Below are 15388 nucleotides of genomic sequence, written 5' to 3' on the forward strand. Positions count from 1 at the left end.
AAGTTACAAAGCCAGCCCCATTAAAACAACAAGTTAAACACATCCCACTCTGCCCCTGTTTCATCAATGAAACATAACGGGTGCCTTTTTAGACAGCAAATACATTTTACCTATACCAATCAGATACTTACCTCCATGGCGCGTTGTTTGCTTACTATATCAGCAGCAGTTGCATGAAGCCTAATAAAGCTGGTTAGCAAAAACAGTTCTATTAGGCTCATCGCTCATATCGGCAAGTTGCCGACAATCGCGTGACCAAATGACGTGATCATAGAGTTAAACCAAATGGTTACGTCTGACATGAAACAGACTAAGCGACAAATTAAATAGCAACACATTTAAAGACAACCAGTAAAAACTAAGCACGTTTTATCCATATTCACTTAATTATGATGGTAAATATTATGAAACGATTTAAATGCAAACGGCTTATCAAAGCGCTAGGTATTGCGCTGATAAGCTCTTCGGCTCTCTATGGTGTCACGAGCCTGACGGCAGCTAACGCACAAGATCCTGAACCACATTCAGGGCCAGGATTAATATTTCCAAATCTAACTAAAGAGCTCTGTATGGCAGATGCCTATTTAGAAGCGGATGATCGTAACTCCCTACCTAGTGACGCACTTAACTGTACTGCTAATGATGTAGAAATTACAGCGGTATTAAACCCTAGTAAAAGTGAATGTAGTATCGGAGAGATCATCGATTTTGATGCCGACATTGTTGTTAGAACTAACGCGAATGAACGTTGGGATACGACTTTCTACCTGCCGCTAACAAATCAAACACCGAAAAACATATCGCTAGAGTTAGCAGGCGCCCCCTCTGAATTAACGTTCCCCTATTATTGCAGCATTGTGCTTCCCAATGGACAAAAAGCTGCAACCGAAGGGCAAACGTTCGCCACTCTCGATGGTGATGCGTGTGCCGATATCACCAAAAAATATGGCAATGATTCTTATGTATTAAATCAGCAACCTATTGAAATGCTGTGTATAGATAAAGATGATGATGGTCAAGCCGATTTCCATTACTGTGCGGCCTGGGATAACCAAGAGCGGAATAACTGTACTGAAGCTAGGGATCCTGTACCCGGCCAGATTCCGAATACTAAATCCAAGTGTAATTGTGACACACTTAACATCCCGATTTTCATCAAGCCTACACCACCCACAATCACTAAAACACTCATAAGTAGCGATACCGTTGATGAACCAGGCGGTCTGTTTAAGTATAAGGTTGACATTACTAATACCAGTCCTAAATCAGATATTTTCATTCAATCTGTAAAAGATATTATCCGTTCATCTACCGATAATACTGTGTTTGCCAATTTCGACTTAACTACCACAACCGATACCCAAATCGGTGACAACTTAACCTTGGTTGCAACACATGTTGATCACACCTGTGATACCGCTCTTGCAGAGGTGCCTGGACTTAAACTCTCCGTCGCATCTCCACAAAAGACCTGTTACATCATGGTCAAGGTGGATGATGACGATTTACCAGACGACGGTACTGATGAGCTCTATCAGGACTTTATCCGCGTAGAAGCAATAGATAAAAATGATGCCGCCGTCGGCGATGATAACTGTGATCCAACCCGACCAGATTCTGCAGGTGGTCCATTGAATCCTGCTGGTGCAACCTGTAGTAATGTTGAAACGGTCAAAGTTCAAGACGTAGACCCAGATATCGATATTGATAAGTTCTCTATCTCAGGGCCTAATTGGACGTGTTATATGGGCGACATAGGTAATGATGGTAAGTGTAGTGGTACAGTCTTTATCGATGAGCCCGGCGGTGATGTCACTTATAAGTTGGTAATTAAAAATACCAGTAGCGTCGATCCGCTTACAATAACCTCATTGAAAGATGTTGTTGATACGGCTTCAATAGACTTACTCACAGATATTTCTGGAAACAGTTGTGATGATTCATTGCCGATTAATTTAGCCCTTGCGGGTGAAACTGGTGACACCTTTGAATGTACTTTTAAGCGTGTTGTTAGCGGCGCTCTTAGAACCGTTAAAAACACTGCAACGGTTATTGCTTCCGAAAAAAATGGTCATAGTGAGGGCAATACCGCAACTGCTAATGATTTTGCCGAAGTCACCATCATCGATGTCGCGCCAACGGCAGTCTTCAATAAACAAGTCAGTTTAGATGGTGTTACTTTTGCGAAGTCCGTAGAAGTAGATGAACCTGGTGGCGATGTGGTGTACAAGTTTAGTGTCAAGAACACCTCTCCGGCTAAAGAGACTATTCGTCTACTTAGTTTGACCGATCCTGTGTTAAGCGGTAGCCGTGTTACTCCAACCGCGGGCAGTACTTGTAAATTCGATGGTACAGTATCGATTGCCTACAATGTTACGTATTCATGTACTTTCCCTGCAGCAGTAACGGGAGAGCCCGACAATCAGCTTGATAATACCGCTTATGTCACCATTACCGATGAAGAAAGTAACATCGACTCCAATACCAGCTCGGCAACTGTCACCTTTAAAGACATACCCGCTAATGCAAACTTAACGGTTAACTTGTCTACAAGGGTGTTTGTAACGGTTAACAACTTATCGACATTTGAAGATATTAAGCTAACTCACTTGAAAATAGCAGGTTTGAATATCGAAGATCTTGATCTAACTCATTACAATATCATCAATGACGGCTTTGGAGAGTTTGCTGGAGACGGACACACTTACGGTGCCTGTCATCAACCGAGTGCAATTGATCCTCAAACAATCGCGAAGAATGATGCATATCGCTGCTCATTCAGAGTAGAGGTGCTAACTGATACTGATACCGCACCTAATCTGTTAAGCCATATAGGAGGGACTGTTCCTACTGAACCTAGTGGTATATTAACCATTAAAGTTGAGGATTTTGATGGCGGCGCAGTACAAGATAAAGACGCCACTGTTTTCGTGCATTTAGAACCAAGTCAGTAACGTCATAAACGAGGAAATAATATTTAGTTTTATATTTTATAATAGGGGCAATATGCCCCTATTATTTTCGTACTCCCAGCAAGCATACCGTACGGTTTAGAACCCACAGCCTGAATTACGTGGTTGAAAGCTGGGTACAAAAAAAGCGCCTGATAGGCGCTTTTCAATGATAGCAAAACTTAGTCGGCCAATGGCTCGGCTTTGTTCTCTAGCAATACCGGAATACCGTCATTGATTGGATAAGCCAACTTATCAGCTTTACAGATCAGCTGTTGGGTTTCTTTGTTGAATTCAAGTTTGCCTTTACACACTGGACACGCAACGATTTCGAGTAATTTTTTATCAAATGCCATTTCGAATGCCTTTACTTATCTGCTACCAACCGATCAATTTTGGCCAGTAGTTGTTTATCAAATGAGGGAGATAGCTTCGCATCTACCGCGAGATACCACCAGTTATCTTTTGCAAAATCGCGACATTTCACCGCATCTTTTTCTGTCATCACCAACAAACGCCCATTTGCCAATTGATTAAGGGCTGTTTCACTGTAAGTGCTATGGTCATCAAATGCTTGTGCATGTTCAACACAATAGCCTTGCGCTTGTAATGTATCGAAGAAGCGCTGTGGATTACCGATGCCGGCCATAGCGACTAATGGCTGTGACAGAGTCGGTGGTAAGCTCTCATCATGTTTGCTTGATACAGGTAACCACTTGGTTGGCTCTAGCAGCATCTGTTGCTCGCCGCTCTGGGCATCACCGCCATTAACAATAATGTGATCAACAGTTTGTAAACGCCAAGCACCTTCGCGAAGTGGTCCAGACGGCAACAACATGCCATTACCGAGTCGGCGTTCGCCATCGAGAATGATAAGCTCGATATCGCGGCCCAGCTGATAGTGTTGCAGGCCATCGTCACTAATGATGATATCAACGTCAAACTTCTCAAGCAGCAAATTGGCCGCATCGACACGCTTGGCGCCAACGACCATGGGTACGCCGGTGCGCGACACTATCATCGCCGGCTCATCGCCAACACTGCTCGGTGTATCTTCTGGCAATACCGCCCTCACGCCATCTATTTCGACGCCATAGCCACGACTAATGACGCCGGGGTTAAAACCGTGTTTTCTTAATAGCTCGATAAGGTAAATAACCGTTGGTGTTTTACCACTACCACCAACTGTAATATTACCTACGATAATCACTGGCACGGGAAACTTAATCGCCTTCTTTAACCCTAAGCGAAACAGTTGACGTCGACACCCTGTGATAACGGCAAAAAGTAATGACAGAGGCCATAACGCAAATCTCAGCGGATGGCCCTGATACCATAGTTTATTAACCCAAGCCTGCATTTAGCTACCGAACTGCATCTGATACAGGTTAGCGTAAACACCGCCTTTAGCTAGCAAGGTTTCATGATTGCCACGTTCAACAATCTTACCTTGGTCAACCACTAAAATTTGGTCTGCGCTTTCAATCGTCGATAAGCGATGTGCAATCACGATAGAGGTTCTGTTTTGACGTAAGTTATCTAGGCCCTGCTGAATCGCTTTCTCTGACTCGGTATCGAGCGCTGAAGTTGCCTCATCAAGGATCAGTACAGGTGCATTACGCAGTATTGCTCTTGCAATCGCGATACGCTGTCTTTGACCACCAGATAACATCACGCCATTCTCACCAATCTGGGTATCTAAGCCCAACTCCATCGGCTCGATAAATTCCATCGCATGGGCAAGCGTTGCCGCTTCAATGATCTGTTCTCGAGTTGCCACACCAGGATATGCATAGGCGATATTATTGGCGATAGTGTCGTTAAATAGTGTCACTTGTTGTGAGACCAACGCTACCTGACTGCGTAAAGTTTTAAGCTTATAGTCATCAATGTTTTGTCCATCTAGGGTGATATCACCCGCTTTAAGGCCGGTATAAAAACGAGTCACTAGGCTCGCAATCGTTGACTTACCAGAACCTGAACGACCGACTAAGGCCAAGGTTTGCCCTTGCTCGACTTTAAAGTCGATACTATTAAGCGCCAGTTTGTCATGCCCTGGGTAACTAAAGTCCACATGGTTAAAGGCAAGCTCACCTTTAACACGCTCAACTTCAAGTGTACCTTTATCACTCTCTGGCTCAGTATCTAATAGCTCAAATACCGTGGTACAGGCGGCGATACCGCGCTGAAACTCGGCATTAACACGGGTTAAATTTTTAATCGGCTGTAGCATGGCCAGCATCGCGCCCAAGATAGTGGCAAAGGTACCCGCTGTTAGCTCAGCTTTCATGCTGTCGATGCTTGCTGCGTAAAGTACAAACGCCAACGCGAACGAACCGATAATCATCACCAATGGCTGGCTGATAGCCTGAGCTGTTGCCAGCTTCATGGTTTGATAACGATTTTGAGCATTCACTTTAGCAAAGCGCTGGGCTTCAGTTTCTTGACCACCAAAAGACAACACATTCTTATGGCCTTTAATCATCTGCTCAGTAGCTGCAGTAACTCCGCCCATGGCAGTTTGAATTTGTTTAGAAACCTTTCTGAAACGGCGACTAACAACAGTGATCACTAAACCAATAATCGGTCCAACGACCAAAATGACTAAAGAAAGTTGCCATGAGAAATAAAACATAACAGCAATCATACCGACAACTGTAATGCTGTCTCGCACGATAGTAATTAATGCACTACCTGAAGCTCTAGCAATCTGTTCAGTGTCATAGGTGACGCGTGAGATCAAATTACCAGTATTTTCTGAGTCCATATAGCTGACGGGGAGAGTCAGGTAGTGTTCAAACACTTCTTGACGCATATCCATAATCACCCGCGCACTCATGTAAGAGATACAATAAGTCGATAGGAAGTTTGCCAGACCACGTAACGAGAAAAGACCTATGACCACAAACGGCGCCATTAATAATACATCGCTACTTGAGTTAAAGCCGCCACCAGTTCCGAAATCGACACTGCTTAGCCCGCCAGCAGCTTGTGCTGCTTGGCCTGCCTGACCGCCAAATCCCTCATCGATAAATGGTTTGATCACCGCGATAAAAGTGGCATCGACAAGGGCGTACATCATTAGACCAATGATGGCAAAAGCTAATACTGCTTTAAGAGGCTTTAAATAGCCCAGCAGTCGCTTAAATACTGTCCAGACTTCATTTTTAGGAGATGTTGTCATTAAGAGATTAACATATTGGCAAAAGAAGCATTCTACTCTGGATTGTTAATCTGGCCAAACCTAAACACTTGGTTATACCAAAATGGTGCAAAATCTGAACGATAAGTTCGAATTTTCATTGTTTGCTGATTAAATAAAATACTTATCTGCCCTTGTTCTCCGCTGGTTAAGGTGGAAATATTGCGTTGATGGTAGCGTAAAACCACTTCAGAATTTGGAAATCCATAGCGATTTTTATAGCCAGCAGGGAATAAAACCAGCTCTGGCGATACAGCATCGATAAATGATTCTGTCGATGATGTTTTACTTCCATGATGGGGAGCAATTAACAATGTACTCTTTAGTCGCCTTGTTGCTTGCTCATGTGTTTTATCAAGCAGCCTATGCTCGGCTCGTTTTTCAATATCTCCGCTCAATAGCACTGAGTGACTGGCATCGCTCACTCTGATCACACACGAGCCGTTGTTACCTGCTCTTGCTTCATTAGGAGCTAGCACTTCAAGGCTAAGGTTTTGCCATTTGATGACTTTAGGTCTGCAATTGTATTGCTTTGTTGTTGACGTCATTTTTTCAGTAAATGAATGAGTCAGTGCTTTGCCCATATCCATCTCAAGATCTGAAATAAGCTTAGTCTTAGGGTAACGCTTAATAATAACTTCAGAACCACCAGCATGGTCATTATCGCTATGACTCACAATGAGATAATCAAGCTGCTCGATGCCTTTACTGGTAAGAAAAGGCAGCACCACACGCTCTGCATAGCTAAAGCTGTCACCATATCGCGCACCTGTATCATAAATTATGACGCGCTTGCCCTGCTCTATTACCAAGGAAAGCCCTTGACCAACATCGAGTAGGTGTACTTGCCAGCGCTTATCTGCAATGGCCGTGAACATAAACAAATTTATTAATAACAGTGGCAATATCATCACTGACAACACTAACCGCCAGATAAAAGCCTTTACGTTTATTACTATGTACAAACCAATGAGTGCATAGATTAAGCCCGCTATAACTTGATCGGACAACCCAAGCCAGACAAATTCAAACTGGCTGCTGTAGTTCAAAATGGCAGCCACTGGCACCATTGTTTTTGCCGCCAGCCCAAATATGCCTGTAGCTGACAATCCCACGCTTATAGCCAGTATGAAGCACGCTAATGACAACAAACAAAGAGGAATGACAACTAACGTAAACCATGGAACTAACAGTAGATTAACTGCGAGGCTCACTAACGAAGTTCCAGAAAAAAAGATAGCCTGAACCACACATAGACCCAGTGTTAACCGCCACTGCACAGCCCAAAATGCGCTACAAGCGCCGCGAAACTTTAGCCATAAAGCAACTCGCTTCCTCTGATTAGCGTTATCCATTGCCTTATTTTCGAGATTGGCAGTGACAGCTTGAGAATGATAAGAGTGCTTAGTTACAGTAAGTAGGATAATTCCCAATGCGCTAAAAGAAAGCCAGAAGCTCGCGCTCAACATACTTAAGGGATCGATGAGTAACACCACAAAAAGTGCATACAGTAAGCGTTCCCAGCAGGAGGAATGTCTATGCAAGGCACTAAAGCAGATAAACGCCAGCAGCATTATTACCGCCCGCTGTGTCGATATAGAAAAACCTGCTAGATATGCATAAGCAACAGCGCCTACTGCCGAAAACGCGAGACACAGCAACCAATTACGACGACTGTTTACCGCGCTATATCTGTATAACAAAAACCGAGCAAGCATTAATAGCCACAATGAGACCACTGAAAGGTGTAATCCCGAAATAGCAAAGAGATGGCCTGCTCCGCTGTTTCTCAGCTGTTGCCAACGTTCGGCGGAGATCATCGTTTTGTCTCCCGCCACTAGCGCAAGTAACAAGTCACCACTGGTGTAGTGAGTGAGTACCTGCTTGAGTTCAACAATTAACTGAGTTCGAAAATTCGGCTCATGGGTTAGTAATTTGCCACTAACAACTCTACCTTTACCTGTAATATGTTTAGCTAACAGGTTCTTTTGCTGGTTGTAACTTCCCTGATTTAATGTGCTGGTGATGGTCTTAGGAGTTATCTCTAACAGCCAATGCTGACCGGGGGTTATAGGCGGCGCTCCCTTCCAAGTTAATCTAAGCTTACGATTAACCAAATGGGGGGAAATTGAATCAATCAGCACAATATCCATACTAATCCAGTCGCCGTTTGTATGAACAAGTGATACTATCTCGCCCTCAACATTCAATGTATCGACTCGTTCATTTGTGTCCCAGCCCATTAATAATGCATAAAAAAGGCTAATCCAGCTGATTGCAAATAAGCTTCCGGCAATAAATGGCACACGCTTACAGGCGATAATAACCACTACGATTAGTAAAGGTAGGAAATAAAGATTAGCCAGAGTAGGCCAAAGCATCGCTGAAATAATGGTGACGCAGTAGCCGCACATAAATCGATTCATAGTGAATAAGTTAAGACAGCAAATTGAAGTTATGCCAAAAAAATTAATTGAAAAATTTATGCCTAAGCCTGAAACATTGCGTGAACATAAACACCTGCGCATGTTTGGCGATCTACTGCTAAAACCCAATCTATGGTCATTAAATCGCCATTCAGCCCCTGGTGCGTTCGCTGTTGGCTTATTTGTGGCATGGATCCCTATGCCGTTTCAAATGGTATTAGCCGCCGCGCTAGCAATCTTATTCAACGTAAATCTGCCTCTTGCTGTTGCGCTTGTATGGGTCACAAATCCCATCACCATGCCCTTTATGTTTTATATCGCTTATCTTCTAGGAGCAAAGTTGCTAGGCCATGAGCCCCAAGCGTTTAACTTTGAGGCTAGCTGGCACTGGATCCAAGCGTCAGTAGAAACGATTGGGCCTCCATTTCTTTTGGGATGTTTTGTTTTGGCGGGCATTTTTGGCTTAGTCAGTTATTTTATCATTAAAACCCTATGGAAATATTCGGTACTATTTAAATGGAAGAATCGTTATAAATAGGCTTTCAAGATAAAAATCACCCAATAAAAAAGCAGTCATTAGACTGCTTTTTTATTGGGGAAAAGACATTGATTAGAAGGTCTTACTTTTCTTTAGCCAGAACACTCTTCATCGAAGGAACGACTGTAGTTGGATCAAGTCGCATCTGATACCAATTTACTCGCCAGTCAAGGTGCGGGCCTGTTGAGCGTCCTGTGGAGCCCACTTCAGCTACCTTGTCACCCTGCTTAACCACGTCACCTTCTTTTACATACAGCTTACTCAAGTGCAGAAAACTCGAGTTTACACCGTAGCCATGGTCGATGATCATAGTGCCACCTGAATAAAACATATCTGGCACAGAAAGCGATATCACTCCATCTGCTGGTGCCACTACTACGGTTCCTGTTTTAGCAGCCACATCAACCCCGTAATGAGGTGTGCCAGGTTTGCCATTATAGATCCTCTGGCTACCATAAACTCCTGAGATCCTGCCAGTTAATGGCCAGATGAAATCTTGCGCAAAGGCATTACTCTCAGTAAATTCAGCTCTAGCGGCTTTAACTTGCTTTGAATCCTTTGCAGCACGTGCTTGTGCTTTAGGATCAGGTTTCATGATCTTCTTGCTGATCCCATTTACTTGCTGGATTTTATACTGACGCTGTTTCAGTTTTAATGGCTTAAGCTCAGTCAAACCATCGGGATACACTAATTTAAGCATCTGCTCAAGCTCTGCTTCACGAGCAAAACCAAAGGCGAACTGACCTAGCTCATTTACCTTAACGACTTCATCGTTTAAAAATACCTGAGTACCGGGTTGTACTTTGGCTCGTACGAGTGCCCCTTGGGACAGCTCGCCGTTCAGTTCAACGGCAGCGCTAACCTGAAAAGCCATACTGGTCAAAACGCCACTAACAATGATACGAGTAAATGGTCTCAAAGCGACTCCTTAGATGTTTTATAAATAAGTGGCTGCTAGGCTCTTCGGCTAGCAATCGCCCCTTTACCAACTCCTTCATAGGCAATGACCTTAAAATCGCTAGTTGGTACTTTTTCAAATAAAGTTTGCGCCATATAATCTGCTAATAACTCAACAGTTGTATCCTGTGGAAGGATATCGCAACGTCCCTTAGGCATGGCTAACTGAAAGTCACCCTGCGGCGCCTGATAGTGAAAACCATAATGACTACTATCATTAATGGCAGCTTGCGGCGATAGATTAAGAGTACCAACTGACACCACATCTTCTATGGTTGCGAGGTAGATATCCTGCCAACGTTTGGCCCAATACTCATCCCATTTGGGTGCGGCTACGCCGTTTTCAAATACGGTGACCGGACTACGATGTCCGTGAGCAATTCGCTGGCAATTACCATCATGCTTTTTCAAACCATGGCTGTAATGGTAATAAGGAGCCTCGTGGATTTCATTCCTTAATGTCAACGAAATACCTTCAACATTGGCTGGCAATACTTGCGTAAGTGCTTGCTGCAGAAACTTATTCACGCTTTCAAAATCAATCAATTCACTTGGAATGAGTGCGAACGCTTGTGAAGGACACGCAAGATGAATATCGCCTTGTTGAGAATTAAAGTCCATCCATACCCGATCCCCTTGTTGTTGCCAGCGCACTTCACTGCAAGCGGTTGGGATCAGCAGACGATGGTCGGCCACATCATCTATGGTGTTTTTAATAGTACGTTTCACTTTAGCGAAATCGAGCACCATATTTTGCTCATCTAAACCACCATCGAGCAACACGTCAACAATCCAGCTTTCCCCTACCATGCCACGAATAGGGCAAAGATATGAGAAATCGATAACGGTTAAATCTTTAACAAACAGTTGCATTTATGCTCCTAGGTAGAAAAACAGTCTACCTGTCTTAGTCCATGCAGCAATGGCCACAGGATGAATTTGGTTAGTTTGAGTCCAGTGGAACTCAGCGCTTCATATCTTAGCCGTAGCTTACAATGAACAGAGCTAACATTCGACTATTAAGTGCCTATTTACACTGCACAGCGCTCATTTTGTCCATTCATAAGTCACTATAAAAATTATGTACGCAAAAAACAAAAAACCGAGCACTTATGGCTCGGTTTTCATTCAGTGGATTAATCGTCACTGTGGACGACTAGGCAGTTATTCCCCTTTCAGGCGACGATCTAACTGATCTTTAAGGTTAGCTGGTACACCTTTAATGATAATCGTGTCTGATACAGGATCGTAAATAACTCTTTCTCCAAGATGTTGACCATCAAAACTTAATGTTACCCCGCCACCTGTGCCAGAGAATTTTTTCAACTGTCTCAAGGTTGGCTTATCACCAGGGAACTCCTCTTCTAACTCATAATTGCCGCCTTGGGCGAAATCATAGAAAGAGTCCATGCCTTGATCTGCTAACTCATCAGCCAAATCTTTAATTTGAATCGATGCACCTTCATCGCAACGCTCGGTACAATAATCAAATACACGCTCACGAGCTTGCTGACGCTCATCTTTAGTCAGCTCACTGTTACCGACAAAATCTTCAACCGCATTCATCAACGATTTATTCTGCGCCTTGGTATTAACGCCTTCAACACAACCCATAAAATCTAGGAAAAAGTCAGCCACTTTACGACCCGCACGACCACGGATAAAGGAGATATATTTTTTCGACTCAGGATCGGCTTGCCACTCGGTTAAATCAATACGAGCAGCGAGTTGCACGTTATTAAGATCTAAATGGGTGTTTTGCGATAGCTCCATATCATCGAGTACTGTCATAGACGATTTTGCATTGAGCAGAGACACAAACAGGTAATCACTCGTCATAGAGGTATAACAAGACAACAATAAGAAACCGCCAGTGCTAAAGTCATATTTAGCCAGTTCTTCTTGTAATAGCTTGCCAGCGATACCTGAAAACTCAACAAAACCAAGCTCGCCGCTGCGGTATGTCGTTAACGCTTCTTCAAACTTAGTGTTTGCTTCGCCATCTTCTCCATTAATGCCAAAGTGACCAAAACCTTTTCCCGCTTTGGTGGTATAGGTTTGATGCAACTCTTCTAGCATCGCCTCAACTGCTTGGCTATTTAGCAAAGGTTGCGGACGTAATCGACAACTAAGTTGACCTTCACCATCTTGAGAAATGGAGTGGATAATGGCTTGTTCGACGTTAATACTCATTGAGCCTCGATAAGTTTGGCAAGGAGCGAAGCAATAGCCTACGCTCAAAAATATAAAAATGGTTGTTTTTTGCAGCCGAAATAGCAGCCGTTGTTAACGTTTCAGCCAACCACAATCTAGTGATGGCTATCATACCAGAGCAGCGCTAGAAATCTATATATCTTCAATGGTAAAACTGGCGTAATAATTAAGCATTAATAGCGCCAAACAGCCCCTACACCAAGGTTTACAAAGTATATAGTTATCGTTAAAAGTGCCTTTAATCACTCAAGAAACGATTCATTATGGCTGTGATGTAAATAATGAGGAAATTGCAATGACAAGCAAAAAAATCGTCTTTTCGACGAATAATCTGCGGCAATCAAACTATCATCCCAAAAAGGAGTACAAAAAGTGCGGAGCTTCTGCTAAAAATCCGTTATTATATGCCGTTAATTAAGTTTTAAAGCGAACCTTTATCATTATGGCTATTCAATCTAAATATTCTAACGCTCAAGTAGAGTCAATTATTGCTGAATTACTTGCAGTTTTAGAGAAGCATCAATCTCCAACAGACCTAAGCTTAATGGCCCTAGGTAATTGCGTGACTCACCTTTTACAAAAGAAAGTACCAGCTGAAGCTCGTGAAGCAGTGGCAGAGCAATTTGCTAAGGCTTTATCACGCTCAGTAAAAAGTTAACTCTGGTACAAATTAAGCTGAACTCGTTTAGGCTAATTGATAAACGTTAGCCTTTAAAAAGCCAAAACAATAAATGGAACAACATGGTCGAGCGACAAAAACAGATTGGACGTGATCGGGTTTCCCGCTTAGTAAGCTGGGGACATTGGTTTGCCTTTATTAATGGTCTACTTGCCATTATTGTCGGCTATCGCTATCTCGACACTATTGGACTTCCTGAATCATTTATTGGCTGGAGCTATTTAGTGATCAGCACGATAGGCCATTTTAGCTTCCTCGCTTTTATGGTCTATTTAGTCTTCATTTTCCCCGTAACCTTGTTACTGCCTTATTCAAGGATCCTTAGAGGTTATGCCGCCACAGTGGCAACACTGAGCTTATGTCTGCTGCTGTACGACACTGTGATTTATGACGATTATGGTTTGCATCTAAGCCCTTTTGTTTTTGATCTTGCCTGGGCAGACTTAAACGCCCTACTTCGGGGTACTTCTTACATTATTACGCCTATTGCCATTTTGGTGATAGAGCTAACGCTTGCAAACTTCCTTTGGAAGCGAATCGAAAAAATTCGTAAGCGTAACGTCGGCAACAAAGTTGTTGCAGTAGTAGGGATCTGCTTTATCTCCAGTCACCTTATTCATATCTGGGGCGACGCTGCCGATGTCACCGAAATCACCCATTTCGATGACGCCTACCCACTGTCTTATCCAGCAACGGCAAAAAGCTTAATGGAAAGCTACGGCATTGAAGGTATTCAGGATCATAGAAATCAGACGCAACCTAAGTCGAGCCTGCAATATCCCTTGTCAGCCATGCAGTGCACAGCCGATACTCTACCAAATATATTAGTCATTGCGGTAGATAGCTTGCGTGCCGATCTTGTTGATAAGTCTACGATGCCGTTTCTCGCAGCCTACGCTAAGCAGAACATGAACTTTACCAAGCATCTCAGTGGTGGCAATCAGTTTAATAGCGGAATGTTTAGCCTGCTTTATGCACTGCAAGGCAGCTATTCTAATGCCGTAGATCTGCATTATCAAAGCCCGGTATTAACGCAAGAACTAACAGCTAAGGGTTATGACTTAGGGTTATTTACCACCCAAGATACCCTGCCCGCACCTTTGGCCATATTTGATGATTTCGAGCGAGTCGATGCCGAGCACATCAATAGTTATGCTAAATCTGATCTACAATCCATCGCTAATTGGCAACAATGGACGGGCTCTGCTAGCCAACCTTGGTTCAGTTTGCTGAACCTCAAGTCGCCTGATAGTTATGATACGCCTATTGGCTTTCTTGGTATCAAAACGGTTGAGTCTTCCTCTAGGTTAAAGCCTGCTCAAAAAGTGCTATTTAACCAATATCGTCAATCGCTTAACTTTATAGATAAACAGATTGAGATGGTTGTTAATAATCTGCCTAAAAGCACTATGGTAGTGATTACTGGCGTTAACGGTAAAATGTTTACCAGTAACTCTGACGAGGCACTTGTTAACCTGTCTCCAGACAGTGTTCGTGTGCCAATGATTATTCACTGGCCTAACGAAGAGTCAGGCAAACAGATAAAGTATCGTACTACGCACAATGGCTTAGTACCTGCTATTTTGACCCAAACTCTAGGATGTACGAACCCAGCATCTGACTACAGTTCAGATCAGAGTCTTATGCAACCGAGTGACAAAACATGGGTATATGTTGGCGACCACCGTATATTTGCTATCTATCAAGAGTCAGAAATCACCGTAATTGACCGTCACGGCAAATACCGTATATACGACAGTGAGTACAAAAAGCGCTTAAAGAAGAAATTGAGCGCCCCAGAGCTAATTGAAGTGATGCGCGAAGGACGTAGACTCTACATCCATTAAAGATTATAAACTAAGCAAATGAATCGCTTGAATGTACGAAGGGCTTGCGCAATCAAAAATGAGTTGATAAAGTGCTGGCTCTTCAGAATTCCCCCCTTTGTTATGAATAGTTTATAACTTGTTCTGTAGAATATCTCGGGATATGGCCTAGTCCGGTAAGGCGCTTGTCTGGGGGACAAGAGATCACAGGTTCAAATCCTGTTATCCCGACCAAATAAATACAAAAAAGCCAGCTAATCAGCTGGCTTTTTTGTTTCTGCACTATTTATAAAAACTAAAACTTATAATACCAATTAGTATAAAGATTTGGTCGCTCAGCGAGAGTTTAGTGGCGCTGAGACAAAACAACGAGTGCAGAGCATAGTTAAACTAGGTTTAAGCTCCCTCTTTGTTTATTAAGAGTCGCAGTATCAGAGCCGCTAAAACTCGCCATTCTGGAGCGTTTTGGCTGCCTACTTCTGCGTTGAATAACTTCACAAGGGAGCAACCATTCTTTCAGTTATTCGCCTTGAATTAGTTTGCCAAAAACGCTCTGAGTAGATCAACTTCTTATACTGATTGGTATAAATAAGAA

General features: G+C 43.1%; 11 protein-coding genes and 1 tRNA gene. 5 read left to right on the forward strand and 7 right to left on the reverse strand.

Features of this window, described 5'->3' with window-relative positions; genetic code table 11:
• The first annotated feature begins 404 nt into the window (after positions 1–404).
• Positions 405–2954 (forward strand): hypothetical protein, encoded by a 2550-nt coding sequence (locus tag K5Q73_RS07310; RefSeq protein ID WP_220759385.1) that lies wholly within the window; start codon positions 405–407, stop codon positions 2952–2954.
• 179 nt (positions 2955–3133) lie between these two features.
• On the opposite strand, the gene K5Q73_RS07315 is transcribed toward K5Q73_RS07310, so the two are convergent.
• The 4 genes from K5Q73_RS07315 to K5Q73_RS07330 are packed head-to-tail and all read right to left on the reverse strand — an operon-like array spanning position 3134 to position 8579.
• Positions 3134–3307 (reverse strand): Trm112 family protein, encoded by a 174-nt coding sequence (locus K5Q73_RS07315; protein WP_220759386.1) that lies wholly within the window; start codon positions 3305–3307, stop codon positions 3134–3136.
• 11 nt (positions 3308–3318) lie between these two features.
• Positions 3319–4311, reverse strand: a complete 993-nt coding sequence (gene lpxK / locus K5Q73_RS07320) for a tetraacyldisaccharide 4'-kinase (RefSeq protein ID WP_220759387.1) — start codon at positions 4309–4311, stop codon at positions 3319–3321.
• Positions 4312–6135: a lipid A export permease/ATP-binding protein MsbA gene (msbA, locus tag K5Q73_RS07325; RefSeq protein WP_220759388.1), complete on the reverse strand. Its 1824-nt coding sequence runs from the start codon at positions 6133–6135 to the stop codon at positions 4312–4314.
• Positions 6136–6167: 32 nt separating this feature from the next.
• On the reverse strand, positions 6168–8579 hold the full coding sequence (locus tag K5Q73_RS07330) for a DNA internalization-related competence protein ComEC/Rec2 (protein ID WP_220759389.1): 2412 nt from the start codon (positions 8577–8579) through the stop codon (positions 6168–6170).
• A 31-nt stretch (positions 8580–8610) separates the two neighbouring features.
• Here K5Q73_RS07330 and K5Q73_RS07335 point away from each other — a divergent pair, with 31 nt between their 5' ends.
• Positions 8611–9117, forward strand: a complete 507-nt coding sequence (locus K5Q73_RS07335) for a DUF2062 domain-containing protein (RefSeq protein WP_220766136.1) — start codon at positions 8611–8613, stop codon at positions 9115–9117.
• 82 nt (positions 9118–9199) lie between these two features.
• Here the strand turns inward: K5Q73_RS07335 and K5Q73_RS07340 are convergent, their stop codons facing one another.
• The 3 genes from K5Q73_RS07340 to yejK all read right to left on the reverse strand — a co-directional run bounded on the left by K5Q73_RS07340 (position 9200) and on the right by yejK (position 12267).
• Entirely contained in the window at positions 9200–9991 is a 792-nt protein-coding gene (locus tag K5Q73_RS07340; RefSeq protein WP_220759425.1) for a M23 family metallopeptidase, read from the reverse strand.
• 80 nt (positions 9992–10071) lie between these two features.
• A complete protein-coding gene (locus K5Q73_RS07345) occupies positions 10072–10947 on the reverse strand; it encodes a 6-carboxytetrahydropterin synthase (protein WP_220759390.1) in 876 nt (291 codons plus the stop codon).
• Between the two features lie 291 nt (positions 10948–11238).
• Positions 11239–12267 carry a nucleoid-associated protein YejK gene (yejK, locus tag K5Q73_RS07350; protein ID WP_220759391.1) on the reverse strand — a complete coding sequence of 343 codons (1029 nt, stop codon included), beginning with the start codon at positions 12265–12267 and terminating at the stop codon, positions 11239–11241.
• Between the two features lie 463 nt (positions 12268–12730).
• Between yejK and K5Q73_RS07355 the strand changes: the two genes are divergently transcribed.
• From K5Q73_RS07355 to K5Q73_RS07365, 3 genes are all read left to right on the forward strand, one after another.
• Positions 12731–12946, forward strand: coding sequence for a YejL family protein (locus tag K5Q73_RS07355; protein WP_220759392.1), 216 nt, complete (start codon positions 12731–12733; stop codon positions 12944–12946).
• Positions 12947–13029: 83 nt separating this feature from the next.
• Positions 13030–14814: a DUF3413 domain-containing protein gene (locus K5Q73_RS07360; RefSeq protein WP_220759393.1), complete on the forward strand. Its 1785-nt coding sequence runs from the start codon at positions 13030–13032 to the stop codon at positions 14812–14814.
• A gap of 136 nt (positions 14815–14950) precedes the next feature.
• A tRNA-Pro gene (locus K5Q73_RS07365) sits at positions 14951–15027 on the forward strand.
• Positions 15028–15388 lie beyond the last annotated feature (361 nt).

The organism is Shewanella sp. MBTL60-112-B2, from assembly GCF_019655055.1.
In the GTDB taxonomy this organism is placed as follows: Bacteria; Pseudomonadota; Gammaproteobacteria; order Enterobacterales; family Shewanellaceae; genus Shewanella.

Coding starts and splice junctions, on each gene's coding strand:
- K5Q73_RS07330 (WP_220759389.1), bottom strand. CDS start 8,579: ATGAATCGATTTATGTGCGGCTACTGCGTCACCATTATTTCAGCGATG.
- K5Q73_RS07345 (WP_220759390.1), bottom strand. CDS start 10,947: ATGCAACTGTTTGTTAAAGATTTAACCGTTATCGATTTCTCATATCTT.
- msbA (WP_220759388.1), bottom strand. CDS start 6,135: ATGACAACATCTCCTAAAAATGAAGTCTGGACAGTATTTAAGCGACTG.
- lpxK (WP_220759387.1), bottom strand. CDS start 4,311: ATGCAGGCTTGGGTTAATAAACTATGGTATCAGGGCCATCCGCTGAGA.
- K5Q73_RS07310 (WP_220759385.1), top strand. CDS start 405: ATGAAACGATTTAAATGCAAACGGCTTATCAAAGCGCTAGGTATTGCG.
- K5Q73_RS07360 (WP_220759393.1), top strand. CDS start 13,030: ATGGTCGAGCGACAAAAACAGATTGGACGTGATCGGGTTTCCCGCTTA.
- yejK (WP_220759391.1), bottom strand. CDS start 12,267: ATGAGTATTAACGTCGAACAAGCCATTATCCACTCCATTTCTCAAGAT.
- K5Q73_RS07355 (WP_220759392.1), top strand. CDS start 12,731: ATGGCTATTCAATCTAAATATTCTAACGCTCAAGTAGAGTCAATTATT.
- K5Q73_RS07335 (WP_220766136.1), top strand. CDS start 8,611: ATGCCAAAAAAATTAATTGAAAAATTTATGCCTAAGCCTGAAACATTG.
- K5Q73_RS07340 (WP_220759425.1), bottom strand. CDS start 9,991: ATGGCTTTTCAGGTTAGCGCTGCCGTTGAACTGAACGGCGAGCTGTCC.
- K5Q73_RS07315 (WP_220759386.1), bottom strand. CDS start 3,307: ATGGCATTTGATAAAAAATTACTCGAAATCGTTGCGTGTCCAGTGTGT.